At 57.4% G+C, this 21,368-nt stretch carries 19 protein-coding genes and 1 riboswitch; of the genes, 10 read left to right on the top strand and 9 right to left on the bottom strand.

Features of this window, described 5'->3' with window-relative positions:
• The first annotated feature begins 1 nt into the window (after window position 1).
• The 5 genes from KGA69_RS14470 to yegS all read left to right on the top strand — a co-directional run bounded on the left by KGA69_RS14470 (window position 2) and on the right by yegS (window position 6,245).
• The gene (locus KGA69_RS14470) at window positions 2–1,417 is read left to right on the top strand and encodes an MFS transporter (protein ID WP_047078107.1); all 1,416 of its coding nucleotides are present in this window, start codon (window positions 2–4) and stop codon (window positions 1,415–1,417) included.
• Window positions 1,414–2,868 (top strand): envelope stress sensor histidine kinase BaeS, encoded by a 1,455-nt coding sequence (baeS, locus tag KGA69_RS14465; RefSeq protein ID WP_213292413.1) that lies wholly within the window; start codon window positions 1,414–1,416, stop codon window positions 2,866–2,868. The genes KGA69_RS14470 and baeS overlap by 4 nt, the downstream gene beginning before the upstream one ends.
• Entirely contained in the window at window positions 2,865–3,587 is a 723-nt protein-coding gene (baeR, locus tag KGA69_RS14460) for an envelope stress response regulator BaeR (RefSeq protein ID WP_045391890.1), read from the top strand. Before baeS ends, baeR begins: the two co-directional genes overlap by 4 nt.
• Before the next feature lie 145 nt (window positions 3,588–3,732).
• Window positions 3,733–5,094, top strand: coding sequence for a prephenate-dependent tRNA uridine(34) hydroxylase TrhP (gene yegQ / locus KGA69_RS14455; RefSeq protein WP_032714942.1), 1,362 nt, complete (start codon window positions 3,733–3,735; stop codon window positions 5,092–5,094).
• A 257-nt stretch (window positions 5,095–5,351) separates the two neighbouring features.
• On the top strand, window positions 5,352–6,245 hold the full coding sequence (gene yegS, locus KGA69_RS14450; protein WP_045398058.1) for a lipid kinase YegS: 894 nt from the start codon (window positions 5,352–5,354) through the stop codon (window positions 6,243–6,245).
• Window positions 6,246–6,279: 34 nt separating this feature from the next.
• Here the strand turns inward: yegS and KGA69_RS14445 are convergent, their stop codons facing one another.
• From KGA69_RS14445 to dalD, 3 genes are all read right to left on the bottom strand, one after another.
• Window positions 6,280–7,557, bottom strand: coding sequence for an RbtT/DalT/CsbX family MFS transporter (locus KGA69_RS14445; protein ID WP_163310952.1), 1,278 nt, complete (start codon window positions 7,555–7,557; stop codon window positions 6,280–6,282).
• Window positions 7,558–7,622: 65 nt separating this feature from the next.
• Window positions 7,623–9,086, bottom strand: coding sequence for a xylulokinase (xylB, locus tag KGA69_RS14440; protein ID WP_063447953.1), 1,464 nt, complete (start codon window positions 9,084–9,086; stop codon window positions 7,623–7,625).
• Window positions 9,077–10,462, bottom strand: a complete 1,386-nt coding sequence (gene dalD, locus KGA69_RS14435) for a D-arabinitol 4-dehydrogenase (RefSeq protein WP_045398221.1) — start codon at window positions 10,460–10,462, stop codon at window positions 9,077–9,079. The genes xylB and dalD overlap by 10 nt, the downstream gene beginning before the upstream one ends.
• 196 nt (window positions 10,463–10,658) lie before the next feature.
• Between dalD and KGA69_RS14430 the strand changes: the two genes are divergently transcribed.
• Entirely contained in the window at window positions 10,659–11,600 is a 942-nt protein-coding gene (locus tag KGA69_RS14430; protein WP_049061588.1) for a sugar-binding transcriptional regulator, read from the top strand.
• A gap of 12 nt (window positions 11,601–11,612) precedes the next feature.
• On the opposite strand, the gene KGA69_RS14425 is transcribed toward KGA69_RS14430, so the two are convergent.
• Entirely contained in the window at window positions 11,613–12,626 is a 1,014-nt protein-coding gene (locus KGA69_RS14425) for a LacI family DNA-binding transcriptional regulator (RefSeq protein ID WP_045398223.1), read from the bottom strand.
• Between the two features lie 288 nt (window positions 12,627–12,914).
• On the opposite strand from KGA69_RS14425, the gene KGA69_RS14420 reads away from it, so the two are divergent.
• The 3 genes from KGA69_RS14420 (at window position 12,915) to KGA69_RS14410 (ending at window position 16,670) form a co-directional block, all read left to right on the top strand.
• Entirely contained in the window at window positions 12,915–13,664 is a 750-nt protein-coding gene (locus KGA69_RS14420) for an SDR family oxidoreductase (protein ID WP_045398225.1), read from the top strand.
• A gap of 32 nt (window positions 13,665–13,696) precedes the next feature.
• Window positions 13,697–15,304 carry an FGGY-family carbohydrate kinase gene (locus KGA69_RS14415; protein WP_063447952.1) on the top strand — a complete coding sequence of 536 codons (1,608 nt, stop codon included), beginning with the start codon at window positions 13,697–13,699 and terminating at the stop codon, window positions 15,302–15,304.
• 82 nt (window positions 15,305–15,386) lie between these two features.
• The gene (locus KGA69_RS14410; RefSeq protein ID WP_163310953.1) at window positions 15,387–16,670 is read left to right on the top strand and encodes an RbtT/DalT/CsbX family MFS transporter; all 1,284 of its coding nucleotides are present in this window, start codon (window positions 15,387–15,389) and stop codon (window positions 16,668–16,670) included.
• A 62-nt stretch (window positions 16,671–16,732) separates the two neighbouring features.
• On the opposite strand, the gene fbaB is transcribed toward KGA69_RS14410, so the two are convergent.
• The 5 genes from fbaB to KGA69_RS14385 all read right to left on the bottom strand — a co-directional run bounded on the left by fbaB (window position 16,733) and on the right by KGA69_RS14385 (window position 20,517).
• Window positions 16,733–17,785 carry a class I fructose-bisphosphate aldolase gene (gene fbaB, locus KGA69_RS14405; RefSeq protein WP_213292412.1) on the bottom strand — a complete coding sequence of 351 codons (1,053 nt, stop codon included), beginning with the start codon at window positions 17,783–17,785 and terminating at the stop codon, window positions 16,733–16,735.
• A 148-nt stretch (window positions 17,786–17,933) separates the two neighbouring features.
• Window positions 17,934–18,734 carry a bifunctional hydroxymethylpyrimidine kinase/phosphomethylpyrimidine kinase gene (gene thiD, locus KGA69_RS14400; protein WP_015706078.1) on the bottom strand — a complete coding sequence of 267 codons (801 nt, stop codon included), beginning with the start codon at window positions 18,732–18,734 and terminating at the stop codon, window positions 17,934–17,936.
• Window positions 18,731–19,504 (bottom strand): hydroxyethylthiazole kinase, encoded by a 774-nt coding sequence (thiM, locus tag KGA69_RS14395; RefSeq protein WP_063447989.1) that lies wholly within the window; start codon window positions 19,502–19,504, stop codon window positions 18,731–18,733. The genes thiD and thiM overlap by 4 nt, the downstream gene beginning before the upstream one ends.
• Before the next feature lie 34 nt (window positions 19,505–19,538).
• Window positions 19,539–19,635: riboswitch (TPP riboswitch) on the bottom strand.
• A gap of 103 nt (window positions 19,636–19,738) precedes the next feature.
• On the bottom strand, window positions 19,739–20,056 hold the full coding sequence (locus tag KGA69_RS14390; protein ID WP_045391193.1) for a DUF1493 family protein: 318 nt from the start codon (window positions 20,054–20,056) through the stop codon (window positions 19,739–19,741).
• A complete protein-coding gene (locus tag KGA69_RS14385; protein WP_213292411.1) occupies window positions 20,056–20,517 on the bottom strand; it encodes an STM2901 family protein in 462 nt (153 codons plus the stop codon). Before KGA69_RS14385 ends, KGA69_RS14390 begins: the two co-directional genes overlap by 1 nt.
• Window positions 20,518–20,824: 307 nt before the next feature.
• Here KGA69_RS14385 and KGA69_RS14380 point away from each other — a divergent pair, with 307 nt between their 5' ends.
• Window positions 20,825–21,250, top strand: a complete 426-nt coding sequence (locus KGA69_RS14380; RefSeq protein WP_045391196.1) for a hypothetical protein — start codon at window positions 20,825–20,827, stop codon at window positions 21,248–21,250.
• Window positions 21,251–21,368: the final 118 nt, after the last annotated feature.

Here is a 21,368-nt window from a genome sequence, read left to right as displayed (position 1 = left end):
AATGACAGATCTGCCCTCCAGCGTACGCTGGCAGTTATGGATTGTGGCCTTCGGCTTCTTTATGCAGTCGCTGGATACCACCATCGTTAACACCGCCCTCCCCTCGATGGCCAAAAGCCTTGGGGAGAGCCCGCTGCACATGCATATGGTGGTGGTCTCATATGTGCTTACGGTGGCGGTCATGCTGCCGGCCAGCGGCTGGCTGGCGGACCGGGTTGGCGTGCGCAATATCTTCTTCAGCGCCATTGTATTGTTTACCGTCGGCTCGCTATTCTGCGCCCAGGCCAGCACTCTCGATCAGTTAGTGATGTCCCGCGTGCTGCAAGGCGTCGGCGGAGCGATGATGGTACCGGTCGGGCGTCTGACGGTGATGAAAATCGTTCCACGCGATCAGTATATGGCGGCGATGACCTTCGTCACCCTGCCCGGCCAGGTTGGACCGCTGCTCGGCCCGGCGCTTGGCGGCGTGCTGGTCGAATATGCGTCCTGGCACTGGATTTTCTTAATTAACATCCCGGTAGGTATCATCGGCGCTATCGCCACGTTATGCCTGATGCCAAACTACACCCTGCAGACCCGGCGTTTTGATATTCTTGGTTTTATTCTGCTGGCGGTGGGAATGGCCGCCCTGACGCTGGCGCTTGACGGCAAAAAAGGGCTGGGTATCTCGCCGCTGCTGCTCGCCGTACTGGTCGTCGGCGGCCTGATGGCGATGGGATTCTATTGGTGGCACGCCCGCGGTAACGTTAATGCATTGTTTAGCCTGAAACTGTTTCGCAATAAAACCTTCTCGCTCGGTCTTGGCGGCAGCTTCGCCGGGCGTATCGGCAGCGGGATGTTGCCGTTTATGACCCCGGTATTCCTGCAAATTGGCCTCGGCTTCTCGCCGTTCCACGCCGGGCTGATGATGATCCCGATGGTGCTGGGCAGCATGGGGATGAAACGCATCGTGGTGCAGGTAGTGAATCGCTTTGGCTATCGCCGCGTGCTGGTTTTCGCAACCCTCGGCCTGGCGCTGGTGAGTTTGCTGTTCATGGCCGTCGCACTGGCCGGCTGGTACTGGCTGCTGCCGCTGGTGCTGTTCCTGCAGGGCATGATTAACTCCAGCCGTTTCTCGTCGATGAATACTCTGACGCTAAAAGACCTGCCTGATGAGTTGGCCAGTAGCGGTAACAGCCTGCTCTCGATGGTTATGCAGCTCTCGATGAGTATCGGCGTGACCATCGCCGGGCTACTGCTCGGCATGTACGGCCAGCAGCATATCAGCGCCGATGCCCCAGCCGTTCATCAAGTTTTCCTCTACACCTATCTGAGCATGGCGGTGATTATCGCCCTCCCGGCGCTCATCTTTTCCCGCGTACCGAACGATGTCGGCAGCAACACCGTCATCCGCCGACGCAAAAGGAGTGAATCGTGAAACTTTGGCGCCCGGGTATCACCGGTAAGCTGTTCCTGGCAATTTTCGCTACCTGTATCGTGCTGCTGATTAGCATGCACTGGGCGGTGCGTATCAGCTTTGAGCGCGGCTTTATCGACTATATAAAACGCGGTAATGAACAGCGATTAACGATGCTCGGCGACGCGCTGAGCGAACAGTACGAGCAGCACGGCGACTGGAAGTTTTTGCGCAATAACGATCGTTTTATCTTCCAGTTACTGCGCACCTTCGAGCGGGATAACGACGAACGCCCGCCGGGTGGTCCGGGCCCACACGGCGAGCCAGGGCCAATGCCCGGGCCTGGCCCGCGTCCCGATATGCCGCCGCACGGTTGGCGCACGCAATTTTGGGTTGTCGATCAACAAGGGCACGTGCTGGTAGGCCCGCGAGCGCCGGTACCGCAAGATGGCACCCGGCGCAACATTGTCGTCAACGGCGTGACCGTCGGGGCGGTGATCGCCTCGCCGGTCGAGCGACTCACGCGCAACACGGATATCAATTTCGACCGCCAGCAAAAACGCACCAGCTGGCTTATCGTCGCCCTCGCCACCCTCCTCGCCGCTCTGGCCACCTTCCCGCTGGCCCGCGGGCTGCTGGCGCCGGTCAAACGGCTGGTGGAAGGTACCCATAAGCTGGCAGCGGGCGATTTCTCTACCCGCGTCACGGTCACCGGCGGGGATGAACTGGGTCGTCTGGCGCAGGATTTCAACCAGCTTGCCAGTACGCTTGAGCGCAACCAACAAATGCGCCGCGATTTGATGGCCGATATTTCGCATGAACTCCGCACGCCGCTAGCGGTGCTGCGCGGCGAGCTGGAAGCTATTCAGGACGGCGTGCGTAAATTCACCCCGGATTCAATTTCTTCGCTGCAGGCGGAAGTCGGCACGCTCACTAAGCTGGTAGACGATCTGCATCAGCTATCGATGTCCGATGAAGGCGCGTTAGCCTACCAGAAAGAATCGGTAGATTTAATTGCGCTACTGGAGGTCGCCGCAGGAGCGTTCCGCGAACGTTTCGCCAGCCGCGGGTTGACCATCGGCGTCTCGCTGCCGGATAACGCTATCGTGTTCGGCGATCGCGATCGGCTAATGCAGCTGTTCAATAATCTGCTGGAAAACAGCCTGCGCTATACCGACCGCGGCGGACGCCTGCTGATTAGCGCCAAACAAAACGGCCGCATGTTGACGCTCGATTTTGCCGATAGCGGCCCCGGCGTTAGCGACGAGCAGCTGGCGCGGCTGTGTGAACGTTTTTACCGCACCGAAGGTTCGCGTAACCGCGCCAGCGGCGGATCCGGCCTTGGGCTGGCAATCTGTATGAACATCGTAGCGGCCCACGGCGGCAGCCTGAACGCCAGCCATTCGCCTTTTGGCGGGGTTAGCATTAAAGTAGAATTACCTCTGGAACAGGATTTATCGAGGGACGTATGAGCGAATTACCCATTGATGAAAACACGCCGCGTATTTTAATCGTGGAAGACGAGCCCAAGCTCGGTCAGTTGTTGATCGACTATTTGCAGGCCGCGAGCTACGCGCCAACGCTAATTGCTCATGGCGATCGGGTACTGCCCTACGTTCGCCAGACGCCCCCGCATTTGATTCTGCTGGATTTAATGCTGCCCGGCACCGACGGCCTGACATTGTGCCGTGAAATCCGCCGTTTTTCCGATGTACCGATCGTGATGGTCACCGCCAAAATCGAGGAGATCGATCGCCTGCTGGGGCTGGAGATCGGCGCCGACGACTACATCTGCAAACCATATAGTCCGCGTGAAGTTGTGGCTCGCGTGAAGACGATCCTGCGTCGCTGCAAGCCACAGCGCGCTCTGCAGGCGCTGGATGCGCAAAGCCCGCTCATCGTTGATGAGAGCCGTTTCCAGGCCTCGTGGCGCGAAAAATTACTGGACCTGACTCCCGCCGAGTTTCGGCTATTAAAAACGCTGTCTCAGGAGCCGGGTAAAGTCTTCTCCCGCGAACAACTGCTCAATCATCTGTACGACGATTATCGCGTGGTCACCGACCGCACTATCGACAGCCATATTAAAAACCTGCGCCGTAAGCTTGAATCGCTGGATGCCGAGCAGTCGTTTATTCGCGCCGTCTACGGCGTCGGCTATCGCTGGGAGGCGGACGCCTGTCGAATAGCCTAACCTCTGCGCCTCTCAGAGCAGAGAGGCGCAAAGGTTTACTCCCTCTTTCCACGGCGCTACAATGCCCGCCCTTAATGTGGGGACACTCCCCCGAATCGCCGCACCTGGTGCGGCGAGTCTGACCTGTCATCAGAACGAGAAAATCATGTTTAAACCGGAACTCCTTTCCCCGGCGGGAACGCTGAAAAATATGCGTTACGCTTTCGCTTATGGCGCCGATGCGGTCTACGCCGGCCAGCCGCGTTACTCACTGCGCGTGCGCAACAATGAATTTAACCACGAAAACCTGCAGCTCGGCATCAATGAGGCCCACGAGCTAGGGAAAAAATTCTACGTGGTGGTTAACATCGCGCCGCATAACGCCAAGCTGAAAACGTTCATTCGCGATCTCAAACCGGTAGTGGAAATGGGACCGGACGCGCTGATTATGTCCGATCCTGGTTTAATCATGCTGGTGCGGGAAAACTTCCCTGATATGCCAATTCACCTGTCGGTACAGGCCAACGCCGTCAACTGGGCGACGGTGAAATTCTGGCAGCAAATGGGGCTAACCCGCGTGATCCTGTCCCGCGAGCTGTCGCTGGACGAGATCGCCGAAATTCGCAGCCAGGTGCCGGAGATGGAAATCGAGATTTTCGTCCATGGCGCGCTGTGCATGGCCTACTCCGGCCGCTGCCTGCTCTCCGGCTATATCAACAAACGTGACCCTAACCAGGGTACCTGCACCAACGCCTGCCGCTGGGAGTACAACGTCCAGGAAGGCAAAGAAGATGACGTAGGTAATATCGTCCACAAGCATGAGCCTATCCCGGTGCAGAACGTTGAACCCACTCTCGGTATCGGCGCACCAACCGACCAGGTATTTATGATTGAGGAAGCCAAACGTCCGGGCGAGTATATGACCGCCTTCGAAGACGAGCACGGCACCTACATCATGAACTCCAAAGATCTGCGCGCAATCGCCCACGTGGAGCGCCTGACCCAGATGGGCGTGCACTCGCTGAAGATTGAAGGCCGCACCAAATCCTTCTACTACTGCGCCCGCACCGCCCAGGTGTACCGTAAAGCGATTGACGACGCCGCCGCCGGTAAACCGTTCGATACCAGTCTGCTGGAGACGCTGGAAGGTCTGGCTCACCGCGGCTATACCGAAGGCTTCCTGCGCCGCCACACCCACGACGACTATCAGAATTACGAGTACGGCTACTCGGTTTCCGAACGCCAGCAGTTTGTCGGCGAATTCACCGGCAAGCGTAATGGTAATCTGGCCGAAGTGGCGGTAAAAAATAAGTTCTCGGTCGGCGACAGCCTCGAGGTCATGACTCCGCAAGGCAACGTCAACTTTACGCTCGAACATATGGAGAACGCTAAAGGCGAAGCAATGCCGGTCGCGCCGGGAGACGGTTATATCGTCTGGCTGCCGCTGCCGGAGGATATGGCGCTGGAGTATGGTTTGCTGATGCGTAATTTCAACGGCGAGTCGACGCGCAATCCGCATAAAAATTAGTTTATTGGCGTTATTTTTTCACTATGTATGGATATTAGAATCGGATCACATACCGTTACGTTCGAAGCAGGTATCATCCATTTCGCTGAAAAACATAACCCATAAATGCTAGCTGTACCAGGAACCACCTCCTTAGCCTGCGTAATCTCCCTTACGCGGGCTTATTTTTTATGCATCCTATTTTCCCGACTTTCTTATTCCATGACGCCATTCATGCGATACACTGAGGATGACGACTAAGAATGAGGCGATAAAGGATGACCCAATTTCCAGCCAGCTTATTAATTCTCAACGGTAAAGGCGCGAATGAGCCCCAACTGCGCGAAGCCGTTAATCTCCTGCGCGAAGAAGGTATCGAGATACACGTCCGCGTGACCTGGGAGAAAGGCGATGCGATTCGTTTTGTCGAGGAAGCCGAAACGCTCAGGGTGGCGACGGTGATTGCCGGCGGCGGCGATGGCACGATTAATGAAGTCGCCACTGCGCTGGTCCAGCGCGGCAACAATATGGCGCTGGGAATACTCCCCCTCGGCACAGCCAATGATTTCGCCACCAGCGTCGGCATCCCGCAGGACTTAGCCAGCGCGCTGAAGCTGGCGATAGCCGGGCGCGACGTCCCTATTGATGTGGTTCGCGTGAATAACGAGGCCGGATTTATCAATATGGCCACCGGCGGCTTTGGTACCCGTATCACCACCGAAACGCCGGAAAAACTAAAAGCCGCGCTCGGCGGCGTCTCCTATCTGATTCACGGCCTGACGCGCATGGATACCCTGAAGCCTGACCGCTGCGAAATTCGCGGCGAGAACTTTCACTGGCAGGGCGACGCGCTGGTTATCGGCATCGGCAATGGCCGCCAGGCCGGTGGTGGTCAACAACTGTGTCCTGAAGCATTAATTAACGACGGGCTACTGCATCTGCGTATTTTTACCGGCGAAGAGTTGCTGCCTGCGCTGTTTAGCACCCTCGCTAATCCCGATAATTCGCCAAATCTGATCGACGGCGTATCGCCGTGGTTTGAAGTCACCGCCGCCCATGAAATGACCTTCAACCTGGATGGCGAACCTCTGAGCGGCAAATCCTTCCGGATGGAAATCCTCGGCGAGGCGCTACGCTGCCGTCTGCCGCCGGACTGTATGTTACTGCGTTAAAACATCAGGGCGGGATATACCCGCCCTCATAACGTTATGAATATTCTACCCCTTCCCTGACGCCGCTTGCCTTACGGGCAAAGCCCGGCTGATCGACGCGAATAAACGGGCACAGACAAAACGCCAGCAGATAGAGCGCGGTATAGGCCACCACCACGCCGATGGTGCTGAAGTGCGGCAGCAGCACCACCGCAATTGCCGGCGCGAGGAAGTTCGACAGCCCGGCAGACAGGTTGTAGACCGAAATCGCCGCCCCTTTATGCTTTGGCTCCAGCGCCGGGAACACCGCCGCCATCGGCACGAACGCCGCGACGAAAATCCCCAGCGCAATCGCCGGCACCAGCGCCATAGCGAAGTTATGCCCGAAGTGCTGCGGCAGGTAGTAAAACGCCAGGCTCGACAGCGCCATGCCGATGCAGCCGAACCAGCGCACCACTTTCATCCAGCCCAGTTTCTCCGCCACAATCCCCCAGAAGACGTTGGAGAAAATGGTGGTGAAGAAGAACGCCGCCCACACCTGCAGCCATTCGGAAGTGGTGAAACCGAGCTCATCGACGAACATCATCGGCATGACCACCGCGAAGCCGAACAGCGACAGGGTGTTGATAATGCGCACGATGCTGGAGAGCATAATGCTGCGGTTGGTGTAGATAAGGGTCACCGCGCGCCCCAGCTCGGAGAACTTCTCGCGGGTGGTGAGGTTCTGCATATGGCGCGGGGTTTCGGTGTTGCGCAGCGCCGCCAGGGCAATCAGTCCGCCGGTGACGCAGAACGCCAGCGCCAGCCACAGAGTGCCCATCTCGCCAATGTGCGGGATGGTGAAGCTCGGGATATAGCTGCCGAACACGCCGATGCCGACGGAGTAGACCGCCCAGAACCAGCCCAGCGCCGAGCTGGAGCTGTCGCTGCGGACGTTATGGATAATGGCGACGATGAACGAGTAGAGGAACAGCGGATAGGCCAGACCGCGGATACCGTAAAACAGCAGGATTAAGGCGTAGTTGGCGCGGCCGAGACCGAAGACGAGGAACAGGACGTGGAACACGCACCACAGCACAAAACCGATAAACATGGTTTTACGCGGGGTGATGATTTCCGCGACCACGCCGGAGACCCAGGCCGAGAGGGCGGCGGCGAGGCCGTAGAGGGTGAAGGCGAAAGAGGCCTGCGCCGGGCTGAAGCCCAGCTCCTTGATGTAGTGTGAGAGGAAGGCGAGTTCAAAACCGTCGCCGGTCATAAACACGGCGATGGCGACGTATCCCCAGATAAGGTTCAGCGGCAGACCGAGCCACTGTTTGTGATTAACGGACATGGTGACCTCGTTGTTGTAGGGTGCAGGAGAATCACTCCGGCAGTTTCGCCGGAGCGTCAGATGTCTTATTGCTGTCGACAATGTCGGTCGTTGAGGTACAGAGACTGAAAATGGGCGTAACGCGGCATCAGCGTCTGATGACGCTGCGGATCCGCCTGCCAGGTTTGCCAGATTTCCGGCTTATGACAAACGCTTGCCAACGGCTTGCCCGCCGCCAGACAGGCCAGCCGCGCCGCTCCCAGCGCGCCGCCGGTTTCCCCGCCTTTATGCGTTACCACCGGCATCGCCAGGATATCCGCCAGCAGTTGCGCCCAGAATGGACTGCGGGCGCCACCGCCAACCAGTGAGCACTGGTCGATACGGGTTCCGCTCTCCTGCAACGCGCGCAGGCCGTCAGCAATGCCGAAGCTCACCCCCTCCAACACCGCATATCCTAGTTGAGCGCGCTGGCTGGCATGGGTCATTCCCCAGAACATACCGCGCGCCAGCGGATCGTTATGCGGGGTACGCTCGCCGGAAAGATAAGGCAGGAAGTATGGCGCATTGGCTTTTTCGTCTTCGCTTAACTGGGCTATCTCCTCCAGTAGCGCCACTTCGGTGGTGCCGGTCAGACGACAGAACCACTGCAGACAGCTGGCGGCGCTGAGCATCACGCTCATCTGGTGCCACAGGTTCGGCAGTACGTGACAGAAAGCATGCACCGCCGACTGCGGCGCCGGACGATAGCGGTCGGTGACGACAAACAGCACGCCGGAGGTCCCCAGCGAGATAAAAGCGTCTCCCGACGACACCGCGCCAACGCCAATCGCACTGACCGCATTATCGCCGCCGCCCCCCGCCACCAGCACCGAAGGATTAAGCCCCCAGCGTTCGGCAATGTCTGCCGCCAGCGTGGCGGAAACGTCGCATCCTTCAACCAGTTCCGGCATTTGTTGCCGCGTCAGGCCGCACTTTTGCAGCAGCGCGTCGGACCAGTCCCGTCGCGCAACATCCAGCCACAGGGTGCCGGCGGCATCCGACATATCGGAGACTTTTTTGCCGGTCATCTTGTAGCGCAGAAAATCCTTCGGCAGCAGTACGCAAGCGGTACGGGCAAAATGCTGCGGCTCGTGACGCCGCACCCACAGCAGTTTCGGCGCGGTAAATCCCGGCATCGCCAGATTACCGGCCACCTGATGCAGCTCCGGCGCCATCTCCTCAAGCTCGGCGCACTCCTGCGCGCAGCGGGTATCATTCCATAAAATCGCCGGGCGAATCACCTCGCCGCTGGCATCCAGTAGCACGGCGCCATGCATCTGTCCGGAAAGGCCGATGGCTTTAATCGCCGACCAATGGCTCGCGCACTTCTCGCGCAGAGTGGCAATCAGGTATTCCGTCGCTTCCCACCACGCCTGCGGCGATTGTTCAGACCACTGCGGATGCGGCCGTTGGATGGTCAGCGGCGCGCTATGGCTGGCGACGACCGCATTGTTTTCATCCAGCACCAGCGCTTTAACTTCCGAAGTGCCGAGATCGATACCTAAATACATAGCGCCTCCTGCTGGGTCAGCGCGTAAACGGCGGCGATTTGCTCACGCAGCAGCGCGTGGAAATCCGCCGATTCCGCCAGCTCGCCAAACAGGGCTTTATCACCGGCGTACCGGGCGATCGGGTCAGGCGAATTAAACATGGCGTGTACCGCCGACTCATCAAGAATTCCGTCCTGGTACTGATACGGTAAAGCCCCTTTATGCCACTGCTGCATAAAGACAAAGAACAGCGCCGGCAACATAGCGGTAGCCTGCGGGCGCACGCCGCGCTGGTAGCACTCCTGCAGGGTTGGGGCGATCATCGCCGGGATTTTTGAGAATCCGTCTGCCGCCACCCGCTGGTTGGTGTCCTGGATATAGGGGTTGGTAAAACGCTTAAGTACCACGTCGCGATAGGTTGCCAGGTCGATACCGTTATCGCCCAGACACGGGATCACATCTTCACTGACGTAACGGTCAGCGATGGCGTAGATGGCATCGGTAAGCGTACTCTCGTGAATATATTGCTGGCCCAACAGGGTTCCCGCCCAGGCGATACAGCTATGTGACGCGTTAAGAATGCGAATCTTCGCCTCTTCATAGGGGATAACCGACGCCACCATCTCCACGCCTACCGTCTCAAGCGCCGGGCGCTCAGCGCGGAAATTATCTTCCACAACCCATTGAATAAAGGTTTCGCCCATCACCGGCGCTTTATCGTCGATGCCGGTTTGCGCTTTGATACGTGGCGCCAGATCGGCGGCCGGGCGCGGCGTGATACGATCGACCATGGTGTTTGGACAGGTCGCGTTCACCGCCAGCCAGTCAATAACCTGCTGTTTACCGGTCAGCTGCAGAAATTCCACCAGTCCATCATGGAAACGTTCGCCGTTGTGGCGCACGTTGTCGCAGTTAAGCAGCGTCAGCGGACCAGCATCGTCGGCGATGCGTTTTTCAAGGATCCGGGTGATGGTGCCATAAATGGTTTTGCAATCCCCCTGCAAATCGGCCTGCAGATCGGCGTTGCTGGTTTCCAGGCGATGTTGCGTATTGAGGTAATAGCCCCCTTCCGTCACCGTGAAAGCAATGACTTTGGTCTGCGGGTTCGCGCCTTCATCAATCAGCGGCTGCAGCCCCGCCTGCCACGGCAGTAATTTTTGAATTGAGGCGATCTCTTCGTATTCTCGCTCCCCTTCCGGGCTCACCGTCTCGAGGACATAGCGCCCTTCCTGCTCCGCCAGCGCATGCACCACATGCTCGGCGTCATTACGAATATTCCCCGCCGCGATATGCCAGCGCGAATCGCCGGAAACCCGCAGTCGATGCAGATACCACGCCTGATGGGCGCGATGAAAAGACCCGAGACCAATGTGAAGCCATGTGAATTGCGTATTCATGTTCTGCTCTCCTTGAGGTGATGCGGCTCACTGTAGATGATCATTTGAATCAAATAAGAGCTACAGATCACAAAAGAACAATTACCCAATAAAATTACAAATGACCAATTCAGAGCAAAAGCTTGCCTGTTTGGAAAACCGCAGCCAAAATGCGGGTATCTGCGCTACTGCGCCCGCGTATTTAAGGCAGGATAACGTGAGTAAAGAAGACGACATCAGGCTGGATCAGAAGGTCCGCGCCGCATGGATGTACTACATTGCCGGTCAGAATCAGAGCGAAATCGCCAGCCACCTCGGCACCTCAAGGCCGGTGGTCCAGCGCCTGATCGCCGCGGCGAAGGAAGAAGGCATTGTGTCGATTGGTTTACATCATCCGGTGGCGAACTGCCTCGATTATGCGCAGTTGTTGCAGGAAAAGTATCAACTCATCGAGTGCAATATCGTGCCGACCTACAACGAAGAGAGCACGCTGGATAGCGTTTCCTTCGGTTGTTATCAGCTGATGGCCCGCTACCTGCAGAGCGATAACGCCAAAATAATCGGCATTGGTTCTGGATTAACGCTGAAAAAAACCATCCAGCGCATTGATTTCGATAGCCCCAACAGCCGCTGCGTGGCGCTGATTAGCGCAATGAACGATGAAGGGAAATGCAACTACTACGACGACGTGCCGTTGCTGCTGGCGCGGAAAATTCAGGCCAACTACTACCAGTGGCCCGCGCCGCGCTATGCGCAAACCCGTCAGGAACATGAGATGTGGTGCGGCAGCCGCCTGTTCAGCAACGTATCTGCCGCCGCACAGCAGGCGGACGTTATTTTCGTCGGTATCGGCCCATTGGGGACCCAAAGCCCGATCTTCAAAGACGGATTTATTAATAAGGCCCAACTGGATGAACTGACGGCGCACGGCGGCATCGGCGAGATCCTCGGCCGCTTTATCGATGCCGACGGCGGCGTCGTCGACAGCGAAATTAATCGCCTGATCACCAGCTACGATATCCGCCAAAATCAGTGCCCGCGGATAGCCGTCGCCTGTGGCGAGAACAAGCGCCCGGCGATCCTCGCGGCGTTAAAAGGCGGCTGGATTAACGGCCTGGTGACCGATGAACATACCGCCCGCTGGCTGCTGACGCGCTAGCGCCAGCGGTTTTCACGCCAGATGCTCGCGGCTGCTAATCAACAGCGGCGGGATCTCTACCCGCTGCTGGCTGGCCTCGCCAGCGTCGATGATATTGAATACCGCTTCCAGCATCGCCGGTACGTTCTGCTGCACCATGTCAATGTCGTGACCCAATAGATAAACAAACGGATCCCAGTCAAAACAGCCCATTGGTGGCTGTTCGGCGCCGGTCAGCCCTAGCTGGGCCAGCCATCGCACCACCCCTTCCAGCGAGATGGTCGAGTTAACGAAGAACCCCTGAAGATGTTCATCAGCGCTTTTGAAACGCGCCTGCATGCAGGCTTCTACTTTGCCTTTTGAGTAGCCTGGAGAAAGAATATTTTCATCCGGCACGCTCATGCCGCGCGCCGCATGGGCATCGCGAAATCCGCGCAAACGCTCCAGGGTGTTGTGGTCGCTGCTGCGCCCGCCGACAAAAAACAGCGGCGCCAGTTTGCCGTGGCGATTGAGGCTGTTATCAAGAATTTTATCGGTCAACGCGCGGGCGCCCGCGTAGTTATCGGAGATCACCGACGGTGCGGTGGAGCCCGGCAGGTCAAGGTTGACCGTCGGCACCCCCGCCTGCTGACAAAGCTCGGTAATTTTATCCGGATTAGTCGCCCCGGTCGCCACCACCCAGTCCACCTGCCAGGAAAGCATCGCTTTCACCGCTTCGATTTCCAGCTCCGGTCGACGGCGAGTACAGGTAATAATCGGCAGCAGGCCGCGCTCACGCGCCATCTCTTCAAAGCCTTCCGCCACGGAACCAAAATAGCGGTTGTCGTATTTGGGGACAATCATCCCGATGACATGCGATTTTTTACTGCGCAACATGCTGGCCTGGCGATTAATCGCGTAGCCCTGTTCTTGCGCAATCCGCGTCACTTTTTCCGCAAGTTTGGCGCTGATACGGCGTTTTTTCCAGTTGCCATTGAGGATCGCGCTCACCGCGCTTGCCGAAACGCCGGATAATTCCGCCAGATCGTAGATAGTGATTTTTTTCATTTTCCCAACTTGCGTCACAAATTCATTTCGCTGTTAATTTCCCCACTTGCTCAATCGATGAAGCTGGCGCAACATTAGCTTCATCGATTGAGCAACCATGACGCTCGCTAGCGTATACACTCAATAATCGTTCAGACATCAGCAAATTGAAATAAATGGTGCTGATATTCAATAGCTTAACTTAGTTACTCCTGCTCTGACAGGCCAGATTGTTGTAGCAGGTAACCGCTCCTCAAGCTCGTCGAGACCCGCTTGATGAGCAAAACAGACAACATGAAGGATTATAAAATGAACCACTCTGTATCCTCTATGAATACTTCTCTTAGCGGCAAAGTCGCCGCGGTCACCGGCGCCGCTTCCGGCATTGGTCTTGAATGCGCAAAAACCCTGCTTGGCGCGGGCGCGAAGGTGGTTCTGATCGACCGCGAAGGCGAAAAGCTCAACAAGATTGTGGCAGAGCTTGGCGAAAACGCTTTTGCTTTACAGGTCGATCTGATGCAGGGCGATCAGGTGGATAAGATCATTGACGGCATCCTGCAACTTGCCGGCCGTCTCGATATCTTCCACGCCAACGCCGGCGCTTACATCGGCGGCCCGGTCGCTGAGGGCGACCCGGACGTCTGGGATCGCGTGCTGCACCTCAATACTAACGCCGCCTTCCGCTGCGTGCGTAGCGTGCTGCCGCATATGATTGCGCAAAAATCCGGCGATATTATTTTCACCAGCTCCATCGCCGGCGTGGTGCCGGTTATCTGGGAACCTATCTATACCGCCTCAAAATTCGCCGTACAGGCATTTGTTCATACTACCCGCCGCCAGGTTTCCCAGCACGGCGTCCGCGTCGGCGCGGTACTGCCGGGCCCGGTGGTCACCGCCCTGCTCGATGACTGGCCGAAAGAGAAAATGGAAGAAGCGCTGGCCAACGGCAGCCTGATGCAGCCTATCGAAGTTGCCGAATCGGTGCTGTTTATGGTCACCCGTTCGAAAAACGTCACCGTGCGCGACCTGGTTATTCTGCCTAACAGCGTTGATTTATAACCCCCGGTATCGGTGACTAAAAGGACGATTTTATGAATGGCGAGACTCAAACCCTCATCGGCGTCGATGTCGGCTCCGGCAGCGTGCGCGCCGGGGTATTTAACCTCAGCGGCGAACTGCTGGCCCACGCCACCCGGGAGATAACCCTCTTCCGTAGCGCCGGCAGCGTGGTGGAACAATCCAGCCGCGAAATCTGGCAGGCGGTTTGCGACTGCATTAAACGCGCGGTCGTAAAGGCCGCCGTCTCTCCGCACTCGGTAGCCGGTATCGGCTTCGACGCCACCTGCTCGCTGGTGGTAATCGGGGAGAATGACGCGCCGCTGGCCGTCGGCCCCAGCGAAGAGGCGGACCGCAATATCATCGTCTGGATGGATCACCGCGCCACCGAACAGGCGGAACGCATCAATGCCACCCACCATCCGGTGCTGCAATACGTCGGCGGGACTATCTCTCCGGAGATGGAAACGCCGAAGCTGCTGTGGCTGAAAGAAAATCGCCCGCAGACTTATGCCCGTGCGCGTCACTTCTTCGACCTGGCCGACTACCTCACCTGGCGCGCGACCGGCGATCTGGCCCGCTCCGTCTGTACCGTCACCTGTAAATGGACCTATCTGGCCCATGAAAAGCGCTGGGATGCCGACTACTTCCGCCAGATTGGCCTCGCAGAGCTGGCGGAAGAAGACTTCGCCCGTATCGGCCAGCGTATTGTCGATCCGGGAACGCCCTGTGGTGATGGGTTAACCGCGGCGGCGGCCGAAGAGATGGGTCTGCCTGTCGGTACGCCGGTGGCGGTCGGGATGATCGACGCCCATGCCGGCGGCATTGGCACCGTTGGCGTACTCAACGGCGCGGTGAATAATATGGCCTACGTCTTCGGCACCTCCTCCTGCACCATGACCACCACCGAGAAAGCGGTGTTCGTCCCTGGGGTCTGGGGGCCTTACTATTCGGCGATGGTGCCGGGTTACTGGCTGAACGAAGGTGGACAAAGCGCCGCCGGCGCGGCTATCGACCAGTTACTGAGCTTCCATCCGGCGGCGGCCGAAGCGCGCGAACAGGCCAAAGCCGCCGCCGTTCCACTGCCGGTCTGGCTGGCGGATCGCGTGCTGGCGCAGGTTGCCTCGCCGTCGGAGGCGGTGAAGCTGGCAGATGGACTGCACGTCGTGCCGGAGTTTCTCGGCAACCGCGCGCCGCTTGCCGACCCCCACGCGAAAGCGCTGATTGCCGGGCTGGGGATGGAGCGGGATCTTGATAACCTGACCGCGCTGTATGTCGCCGGATTATGCGGGATTGGCTACGGCCTGCGGCAGATCCTTGATGCCCAACGCGCCTGTGGTATTGAGAGCGAAAATATCGTTATCAGCGGCGGCGCGGGGCAGCACCCGCTGGTACGCCAGCTATTGGCCGATGCCTGTGGCGTAACCGTGGTCAGCACCGCCAGCAGCGAACCAGTATTGCTGGGTTCCGCCATCCTCGGCGCCGTCGCGGGCAACGTCGCCGCCTCGCTACCGGACGCCATGAAGCGGTTCACCAGAGTGGATAAAACCTATCGTAGCGAAACGGCGTTTAGCTCGCTTCATCAACGCAGGTATGAGGCCTACAAAGCGCTACAACAGGCCGGTCGGCTAATCCGCGAATAACATACCTCTTTAATTTAATAACAATAATGCTCCGCTGTTGTGCAGCGGAGCCGCTCCTCTGCATCCTGAAATCGAGGTTAACATGTCCGTTAATAACAAACAGTGGTTCGGTCTGCCGCTGAACCTTATCTGGGGATACGTCGCCATCGCCGTGTTTATGACCGGCGACGGTTTTGAACTCGCCTTCCTCTCGCACTACATCAAGGAGCTGGGCTTCAGCCCGGCGCAGGCCTCTTTCGCCTTCACCCTCTACGGCCTCGCCGCCGCCCTCTCGGCCTGGGTCTCCGGCGTGGTCGCGGAAATCATCACCCCGCGTAAAACCATGTTTATCGGTTTTGTGCTGTGGTGCGTGTTCCACGTCCTGTTCCTCGTCTTCGGTCTCGGCCGCGCCAACTATGCCTTAATCCTGCTGTTTTACGGTATCCGCGGTCTGGCCTATCCGCTGTTCCTCTACTCGTTCATCGTCGCCATTATCCATAACGTCCGCAGCGACAGCTCCAGCTCGGCCCTGGGCTGGTTCTGGGCGGTCTACTCCGTCGGCATCGGCGTGTTCGGCAGCTATATCCCGAGCTTCACCATCCCGCACATTGGCGAGATGGGCACCCTGTGGCTGGCGCTGGCGTTCTGCGTCACCGGCGGGCTGATTGCCCTGGCGGCGCTGCGCAACACCGAAACCCCGCGCCATATGCAGAACCTCACCACCTGCGAGAAGTTCTCCGAGCTGGGGCGCGCGGTGACCCTTATCTACACCAACCGCAGCATTATGCTCTCCAGCATTGTGCGCATTATCAACACCCTGTCGCTGTTCGGCTTCGCGGTGGTCATGCCGATGATGTTCGTCGATGAGCTCGGTTTCACCACTTCCGAATGGCTGCAGGTGTGGGCGGCGTTCTTCTTCACCACCATTTTCTCCAACGTCTTCTGGGGGATTGTGGCGGAGAAACTGGGCTGGATGAAAGTGGTGCGCTGGTTCGGCTGCATCGGCATGGCGCTGTCGAGCCTGGCGTTTTACTACCTGCCGCAGCACTTCGGGCATAACTTCGCTATGGCGCTGGTGCCGGCGATTGCGCTGGGGATTTTTGTCGCGGCGTTCGTGCCGATGGCGGCGGTGTTCCCGGCGCTGGAGCCAAAGCATAAAGGGGCGGCGATTTCGGTCTACAACCTGTCTGCCGGGCTGTCGAATTTCCTCGCGCCGGCGATTGCGGTGGTGCTGCTGCCGCACTTCAGCACCATCGGCGTGGTGGTGGCCTATACCGCGCTCTATATTCTCGCCTTCTTCCTGTGCCCGTTTATTCGCGTTGAACAGCCAGGGTTTGCTACCAGCGAAGCGGCTAAACCGCTGACCGTCAGCGCAGCAAAATCATAAAAAACCCCGGAGACCGGGGTAAGTAAAAGAGTCAATCCGGGCCTCACGCCCGGATTTTTGCCTTATGCGATAGTGACTTTGCCGTCCAGATAGACGTCCTGCACCGCATTGATCAGCTTCACGCCTTCGCTCATCGATTTCTTAAACGCTTTACGACCGAGGATCAGCCCCATGCCGCCGGCGCGTTTATTGATCACCGCCGTGCGCACCGCATCGGCGAGATCGGTTTCGCCGCCCGCCGCGCCGCCGGAGTTAATCAACCCGGCACGGCCCATATAGCAGTTTGCCAGCTGATAGCGCACCAGATCGATCGGGTTATCACTGGTCAGCTTGCTGTAGACGCGATCGTCGGTATAACCGAAGTTCACCGCCTTATAGCCGCCGTTATTCTCGGCCATTTTCTGCTTCACGATATCAGCGCCGATGGTGGCGGCCAGATGGTTGGCCTGGCCGGTCAGGTCAGCGGAAACGTGGTAATCGACGCCATCTTTTTTGAATGCCGGGTTGCGCAGATAGGCCCACAGCACGGTGACCAGGCCGAGCTCGTGCGCGCGCTCGAAGGCGGCGGAGATCTCTTCAATCTGCCGACGCGACTGCTCGGAGCCAAAATAGATCGTCGCGCCAACCGCAACCGCGCCCATGTTGAACGCCTGCTCAACGCTGGCGTACAGGGTCTGGTCATACTCGGTCGGGTAGCTCAGGGTTTCGTTATGGTTGAGCTTAACGAGGAATGGAATGCGGTGCGCGTAGCGGCGCGATACCGAGGCCAGTACGCCATAGGTAGAAGCCACGCAGTTACAGCCGGCTTCGATGGCGAGTTGCACAATATTCTTCGGATCGAAGTAGAGCGGGTTGGCGGCGAATGACGCGCCCGCCGAATGCTCTACGCCCTGGTCGACCGGCAGAATGGAAAGGTACCCCGTTCCGGCCAGACGCCCGGTATTGTAGAGGGTCTGCATATTACGCAGCACCGCAGGCGGGCGGTTGTTATCCACCATCACCCGGTCGACGTAATCCGCGCCCGGTAAATAGAGTTGATCGGCTGGAATAGTCATACAACGGTGCTGTAAAAGGCTGTCGGCATCTTTGCCAAGCAACTGCGTAATATCAGTCATAGCTATCTCCCGTAAGTGCTGGCCGCAGCCAGCATGTTTTATCCCAACCCAAAAATTTTGGGCAGGTTAAGCCTGGTACCGAGTTAGCATATTTTCCAGCCGGGAGCGCATTTTTTCAGTAGATTCTGCTGTCTCGTTTCACTGCCATTTACCACCAGGCGTGGAAATGATGTACCGGGCCGATACCGTGCCCCACTTCCAGCGAATCGGCCTGCGCCAGCGCCGCCGATAGCCAACCCTTCGCTTCGGCGACGGTTTGTCCCCAATCGGCATAGCGAGGACGCAGCGCCGCCAGCGCGGCAGATAACGTACAGCCGGTACCGTGGGTATTTTTGGTCTGCACACGCGGCGCGGTAAAGCGCTGTTCGCCTTCGCGGGTGAACAGCCAGTCCGGGCTTTCGGCGTCGTCCAGATGTCCGCCCTTCATTAATACCGCCCCGCAGCCTAATGCCAACAGCGCCCTGCCCTGTTCCAGCATCTCGCGCTCGCTTTGCGCATGCGGCGCATCGAGCAGCGCCGCGGCCTCCGGCAAATTCGGGGTGATCAGTGAAACGTGCGGCAGCAGGCGCTGGCGCAGCGTCGCAATTGCCGAGTGGGATAACAGCGGATCGCCGCTTTTCGCCAGCATCACGGTATCCAGCACCACGTTGGCAATTTGATAGCGGGCAAGACGTTCCGCCACCGCTTCAACGATATCGGTTTCCGCCAGCATGCCGATTTTCGTCGTATCGATTCGCACGTCGCTAAACACCGAATCCAACTGCGCCGCCACGAAGTCCGGCTCAATGCGGTATACCGACTGCACGCCGCGGGTATTCTGCGCCACCAGCGCGGTGATCACCGAGCAGCCGTAAGCGCCGAGCGCGGAGAAGGTTTTGAGGTCGGCCTGGATCCCGGCGCCGCCGCTGGGATCGGTGCCGGCGATGGTTAAGGCGTTAATCCGCTTCATGCCGCCACCTCCGCGTATAACGCGTCGAGGAATGCCGGGATAAAACTGCCGGGACCGCCGTGTCGCGCCGCTTCACCTCCCGCCATTTTCATCAGGCCGCAGGCGGCTGCTACGTTTTGCAGCCGATCGCCGGGCATCGCGGCGCTTGCCGCCACCACCGCGGATAACGCGCAGCCGGTCCCGACCACCCGCGTCATCAGGACATCACCGCCGCTCACGGCAAGCGTGCGCTCGCCGTCGCTGATGTAATCCACCTCGCCCGTCACCGCGACCACGGTATTGAGCTTGCGCGCCAGCACCTGGGCTGCGGGTAACGCCGCGGCGGCGCTGTCGGTGGTATCGACGCCGCGCCCACCGCCGCTATTCCCCGCCAGCGCCATGATTTCCGAGGCGTTGCCGCGAATCGCCGCAGGCCGCAGTTCCAGTAGCTCGCGACAAAAATCGGTACGCAGCGTCAGCGCGCCGACGGCAACCGGATCCAGCGTCCAGGGTTTTCCCGCCTGGCGGGCGCTCTGCGCCGCCGCTCGCATCGCGTTGGCGCGCTCAGTGGTTAAGGTCCCGACATTAATCAATAGCGCATCGGCAATGGCGGCAAACTGCGCGGCTTCCGTAGGATCAATCACCATCGCCGGCGAGGCGCCAATAGCCAGCAGGACGTTAGCGGTGAAAGTCTGGACCACATCGTTGGTCATACAGTGAACAAGCGGCGAAGAGGTGCGGAAAAGCTGCTGCAGGTGCGCGATATGCGCCGGATTTAGCGGTTCATGCATGGTTTGCTCCCGCCAGATGAGGAAGCAGCGCAGACCATGCGGTCTCTGACTTCCCTACGCTGGCATTATCCAGATCAGGTGGTACGGGTATTTCTCAGCCTTCACAAAGAAGGGCACCCCGAGTCATTTGGTACAAAATGGCGACTAACGTTCCGTTAATCTCTCTTCAGGATAGTAATGCCAGCGGTAAGTCTTGTAAACGGTAAAAGCGGTATGTCTCCCGCGATATGTCCCTTAATCGTACAGCCATTCACCCGCTTTTGCGGACTCTACCAACATTTGTACTGTTAGCGGTTTAAGCGGCTTCTCTGGAGGCATGGAACCTAAAAACTCAGGTTCAAAGTAATAGATAATTTCGAAGCCATTCATTTTTACATTCCATTGTTTGAAATAGTAATCTAAAGTATCTTCTGCATCTTCCCAGATGATATTCAGCCCCCCCTTTGTTAATTCAGTATCTAACGTGACTTCTGGACGATCGCCAAAAAAACAGTATTTCTTATGGCTATGATGAGTATATATATAATCAATAATTTCTTGTTCAATGCTCATTAGAAGTATGTCCATGCAACTTTATGTTCTGGTTTAACAATCTTATTAAAATTTTCACCAGTATCAATTAGTATTGCTCTCGCATAATAAAATGCCATTGCCCACCCTATCCATGGTATGTAGCGGCCTATAACCGCGCCTAACTTATTAGTTTTCGACCAATGAAAGTCTTTCAGACCTTTACCCATAGGAGTGATCAACGAAATACCAACCGGCAAACGTACATTACTGAGTAGCTTACGAGACATTATTGAAGCAATACTCGTTCCTTTAATTGCTGTACCTGGTTTAGTTCGCGTTGGTATCCAGGGTTGTCCGGTTAAGATAGCAGTTGCGGCTGTTGCCTCAATTTCAAGATGCTGACTCATCGCATCGATGAGAATCAACAGGAATAACTCCTCTGGTTTCAGATTCCAGTATCCTTTATAGAAGTACCCACTAATTTGTTCAACAGTATCCACTTCATAATCCCTTATGATCCTTGCATAAAGCGCCATCATAATGGCTGATTGGCACACCGTCATTACTCGTCATTGTATCATCCCCGTACGCTTGCCACAGAGACGCTCTTTTCGCCGCATTGTAAACGATTACACTATTTTTTAGTTATCCGTACGGCGGTTGATGTAGATCACAATTTGCTTAATCACCCTACGACATAGTTACCACGCGTTACGAATTAAGCACGCTAACGATCCCCGGACGATCGCCGCTGTCATGAATGTTCGTCGCATGTATAAAATAATATCTACGATAAGGTCGTTAATGATGAAAGTGAAACACGTCTCGATAATACTGCTGGCACTCAGCGCAGCCATCGCGGCCGGTTGCAGTTCGCCGGCGCAGCGTATGGCCGAGTGTGAAGCCCAGGGGGTCAGTAAAGACGCCTGTTATATTGCGGAACAAAACAAACAGGCTGCGGTGAACGCCGCAGCGGAGAAGCAGGCGCTGGAAAATGCACAGGCTTTATATCCCGTGCAGAAAGCGCAATCCAGCAAAAAAGTGAAGATCTTCAATGGCATGAAGCTGGTCACAAACTCAACCGGGCTGACAGTTGATGGCAAACCCGCGGCCTTAGACGAAAGCAATGCTGACGCGAAAACCTATTCTCAGGGTTTATACGTTTTTATTGTCTACCAATCAGGAAAAATTGCCGTCATGCAGGACGGTAAATTTTTAGGCTACGCCAAATAGCGCCGCTTCCTTGTTAATTTAAAAGCGGCCTAAGAGCCGCTTTTTTCTCCCCTTCCCCGCAGTAACCGACACGTCTGACACCGCGCTAAACAAGCGACATTAATCCCATTGGATAAAT

Origin of the sequence: Klebsiella sp. A52 (assembly GCF_018388785.1) — a bacterium.
Classification (GTDB): Bacteria; Pseudomonadota; Gammaproteobacteria; order Enterobacterales; family Enterobacteriaceae; genus Klebsiella; species Klebsiella aerogenes.
Note: the sequence above shows the minus strand (reverse complement) of the source record. Positions and strands in the feature narration are given on the sequence as shown.

What these genes read in the sequence shown, in the direction of transcription:
- KGA69_RS14470 (WP_047078107.1), top strand. Translation starts at nt 2, where the DNA reads ATGACAGATCTGCCCTCCAGCGTACGCTGGCAGTTATGGATTGTGGCC.
- baeR (WP_045391890.1), top strand. Translation starts at nt 2,865, where the DNA reads ATGAGCGAATTACCCATTGATGAAAACACGCCGCGTATTTTAATCGTG.
- yegQ (WP_032714942.1), top strand. Translation starts at nt 3,733, where the DNA reads ATGTTTAAACCGGAACTCCTTTCCCCGGCGGGAACGCTGAAAAATATG.
- yegS (WP_045398058.1), top strand. Translation starts at nt 5,352, where the DNA reads ATGACCCAATTTCCAGCCAGCTTATTAATTCTCAACGGTAAAGGCGCG.
- KGA69_RS14445 (WP_163310952.1), bottom strand. Translation starts at nt 7,557, where the DNA reads ATGTCCGTTAATCACAAACAGTGGCTCGGTCTGCCGCTGAACCTTATC.
- xylB (WP_063447953.1), bottom strand. Translation starts at nt 9,086, where the DNA reads ATGTATTTAGGTATCGATCTCGGCACTTCGGAAGTTAAAGCGCTGGTG.
- dalD (WP_045398221.1), bottom strand. Translation starts at nt 10,462, where the DNA reads ATGAATACGCAATTCACATGGCTTCACATTGGTCTCGGGTCTTTTCAT.
- KGA69_RS14425 (WP_045398223.1), bottom strand. Translation starts at nt 12,626, where the DNA reads ATGAAAAAAATCACTATCTACGATCTGGCGGAATTATCCGGCGTTTCG.
- KGA69_RS14420 (WP_045398225.1), top strand. Translation starts at nt 12,915, where the DNA reads ATGAACCACTCTGTATCCTCTATGAATACTTCTCTTAGCGGCAAAGTC.
- KGA69_RS14415 (WP_063447952.1), top strand. Translation starts at nt 13,697, where the DNA reads ATGAATGGCGAGACTCAAACCCTCATCGGCGTCGATGTCGGCTCCGGC.
- KGA69_RS14410 (WP_163310953.1), top strand. Translation starts at nt 15,387, where the DNA reads ATGTCCGTTAATAACAAACAGTGGTTCGGTCTGCCGCTGAACCTTATC.
- fbaB (WP_213292412.1), bottom strand. Translation starts at nt 17,785, where the DNA reads ATGACTGATATTACGCAGTTGCTTGGCAAAGATGCCGACAGCCTTTTA.
- thiD (WP_015706078.1), bottom strand. Translation starts at nt 18,734, where the DNA reads ATGAAGCGGATTAACGCCTTAACCATCGCCGGCACCGATCCCAGCGGC.
- thiM (WP_063447989.1), bottom strand. Translation starts at nt 19,504, where the DNA reads ATGCATGAACCGCTAAATCCGGCGCATATCGCGCACCTGCAGCAGCTT.
- KGA69_RS14390 (WP_045391193.1), bottom strand. Translation starts at nt 20,056, where the DNA reads ATGAGCATTGAACAAGAAATTATTGATTATATATATACTCATCATAGC.
- KGA69_RS14380 (WP_045391196.1), top strand. Translation starts at nt 20,825, where the DNA reads ATGAAAGTGAAACACGTCTCGATAATACTGCTGGCACTCAGCGCAGCC.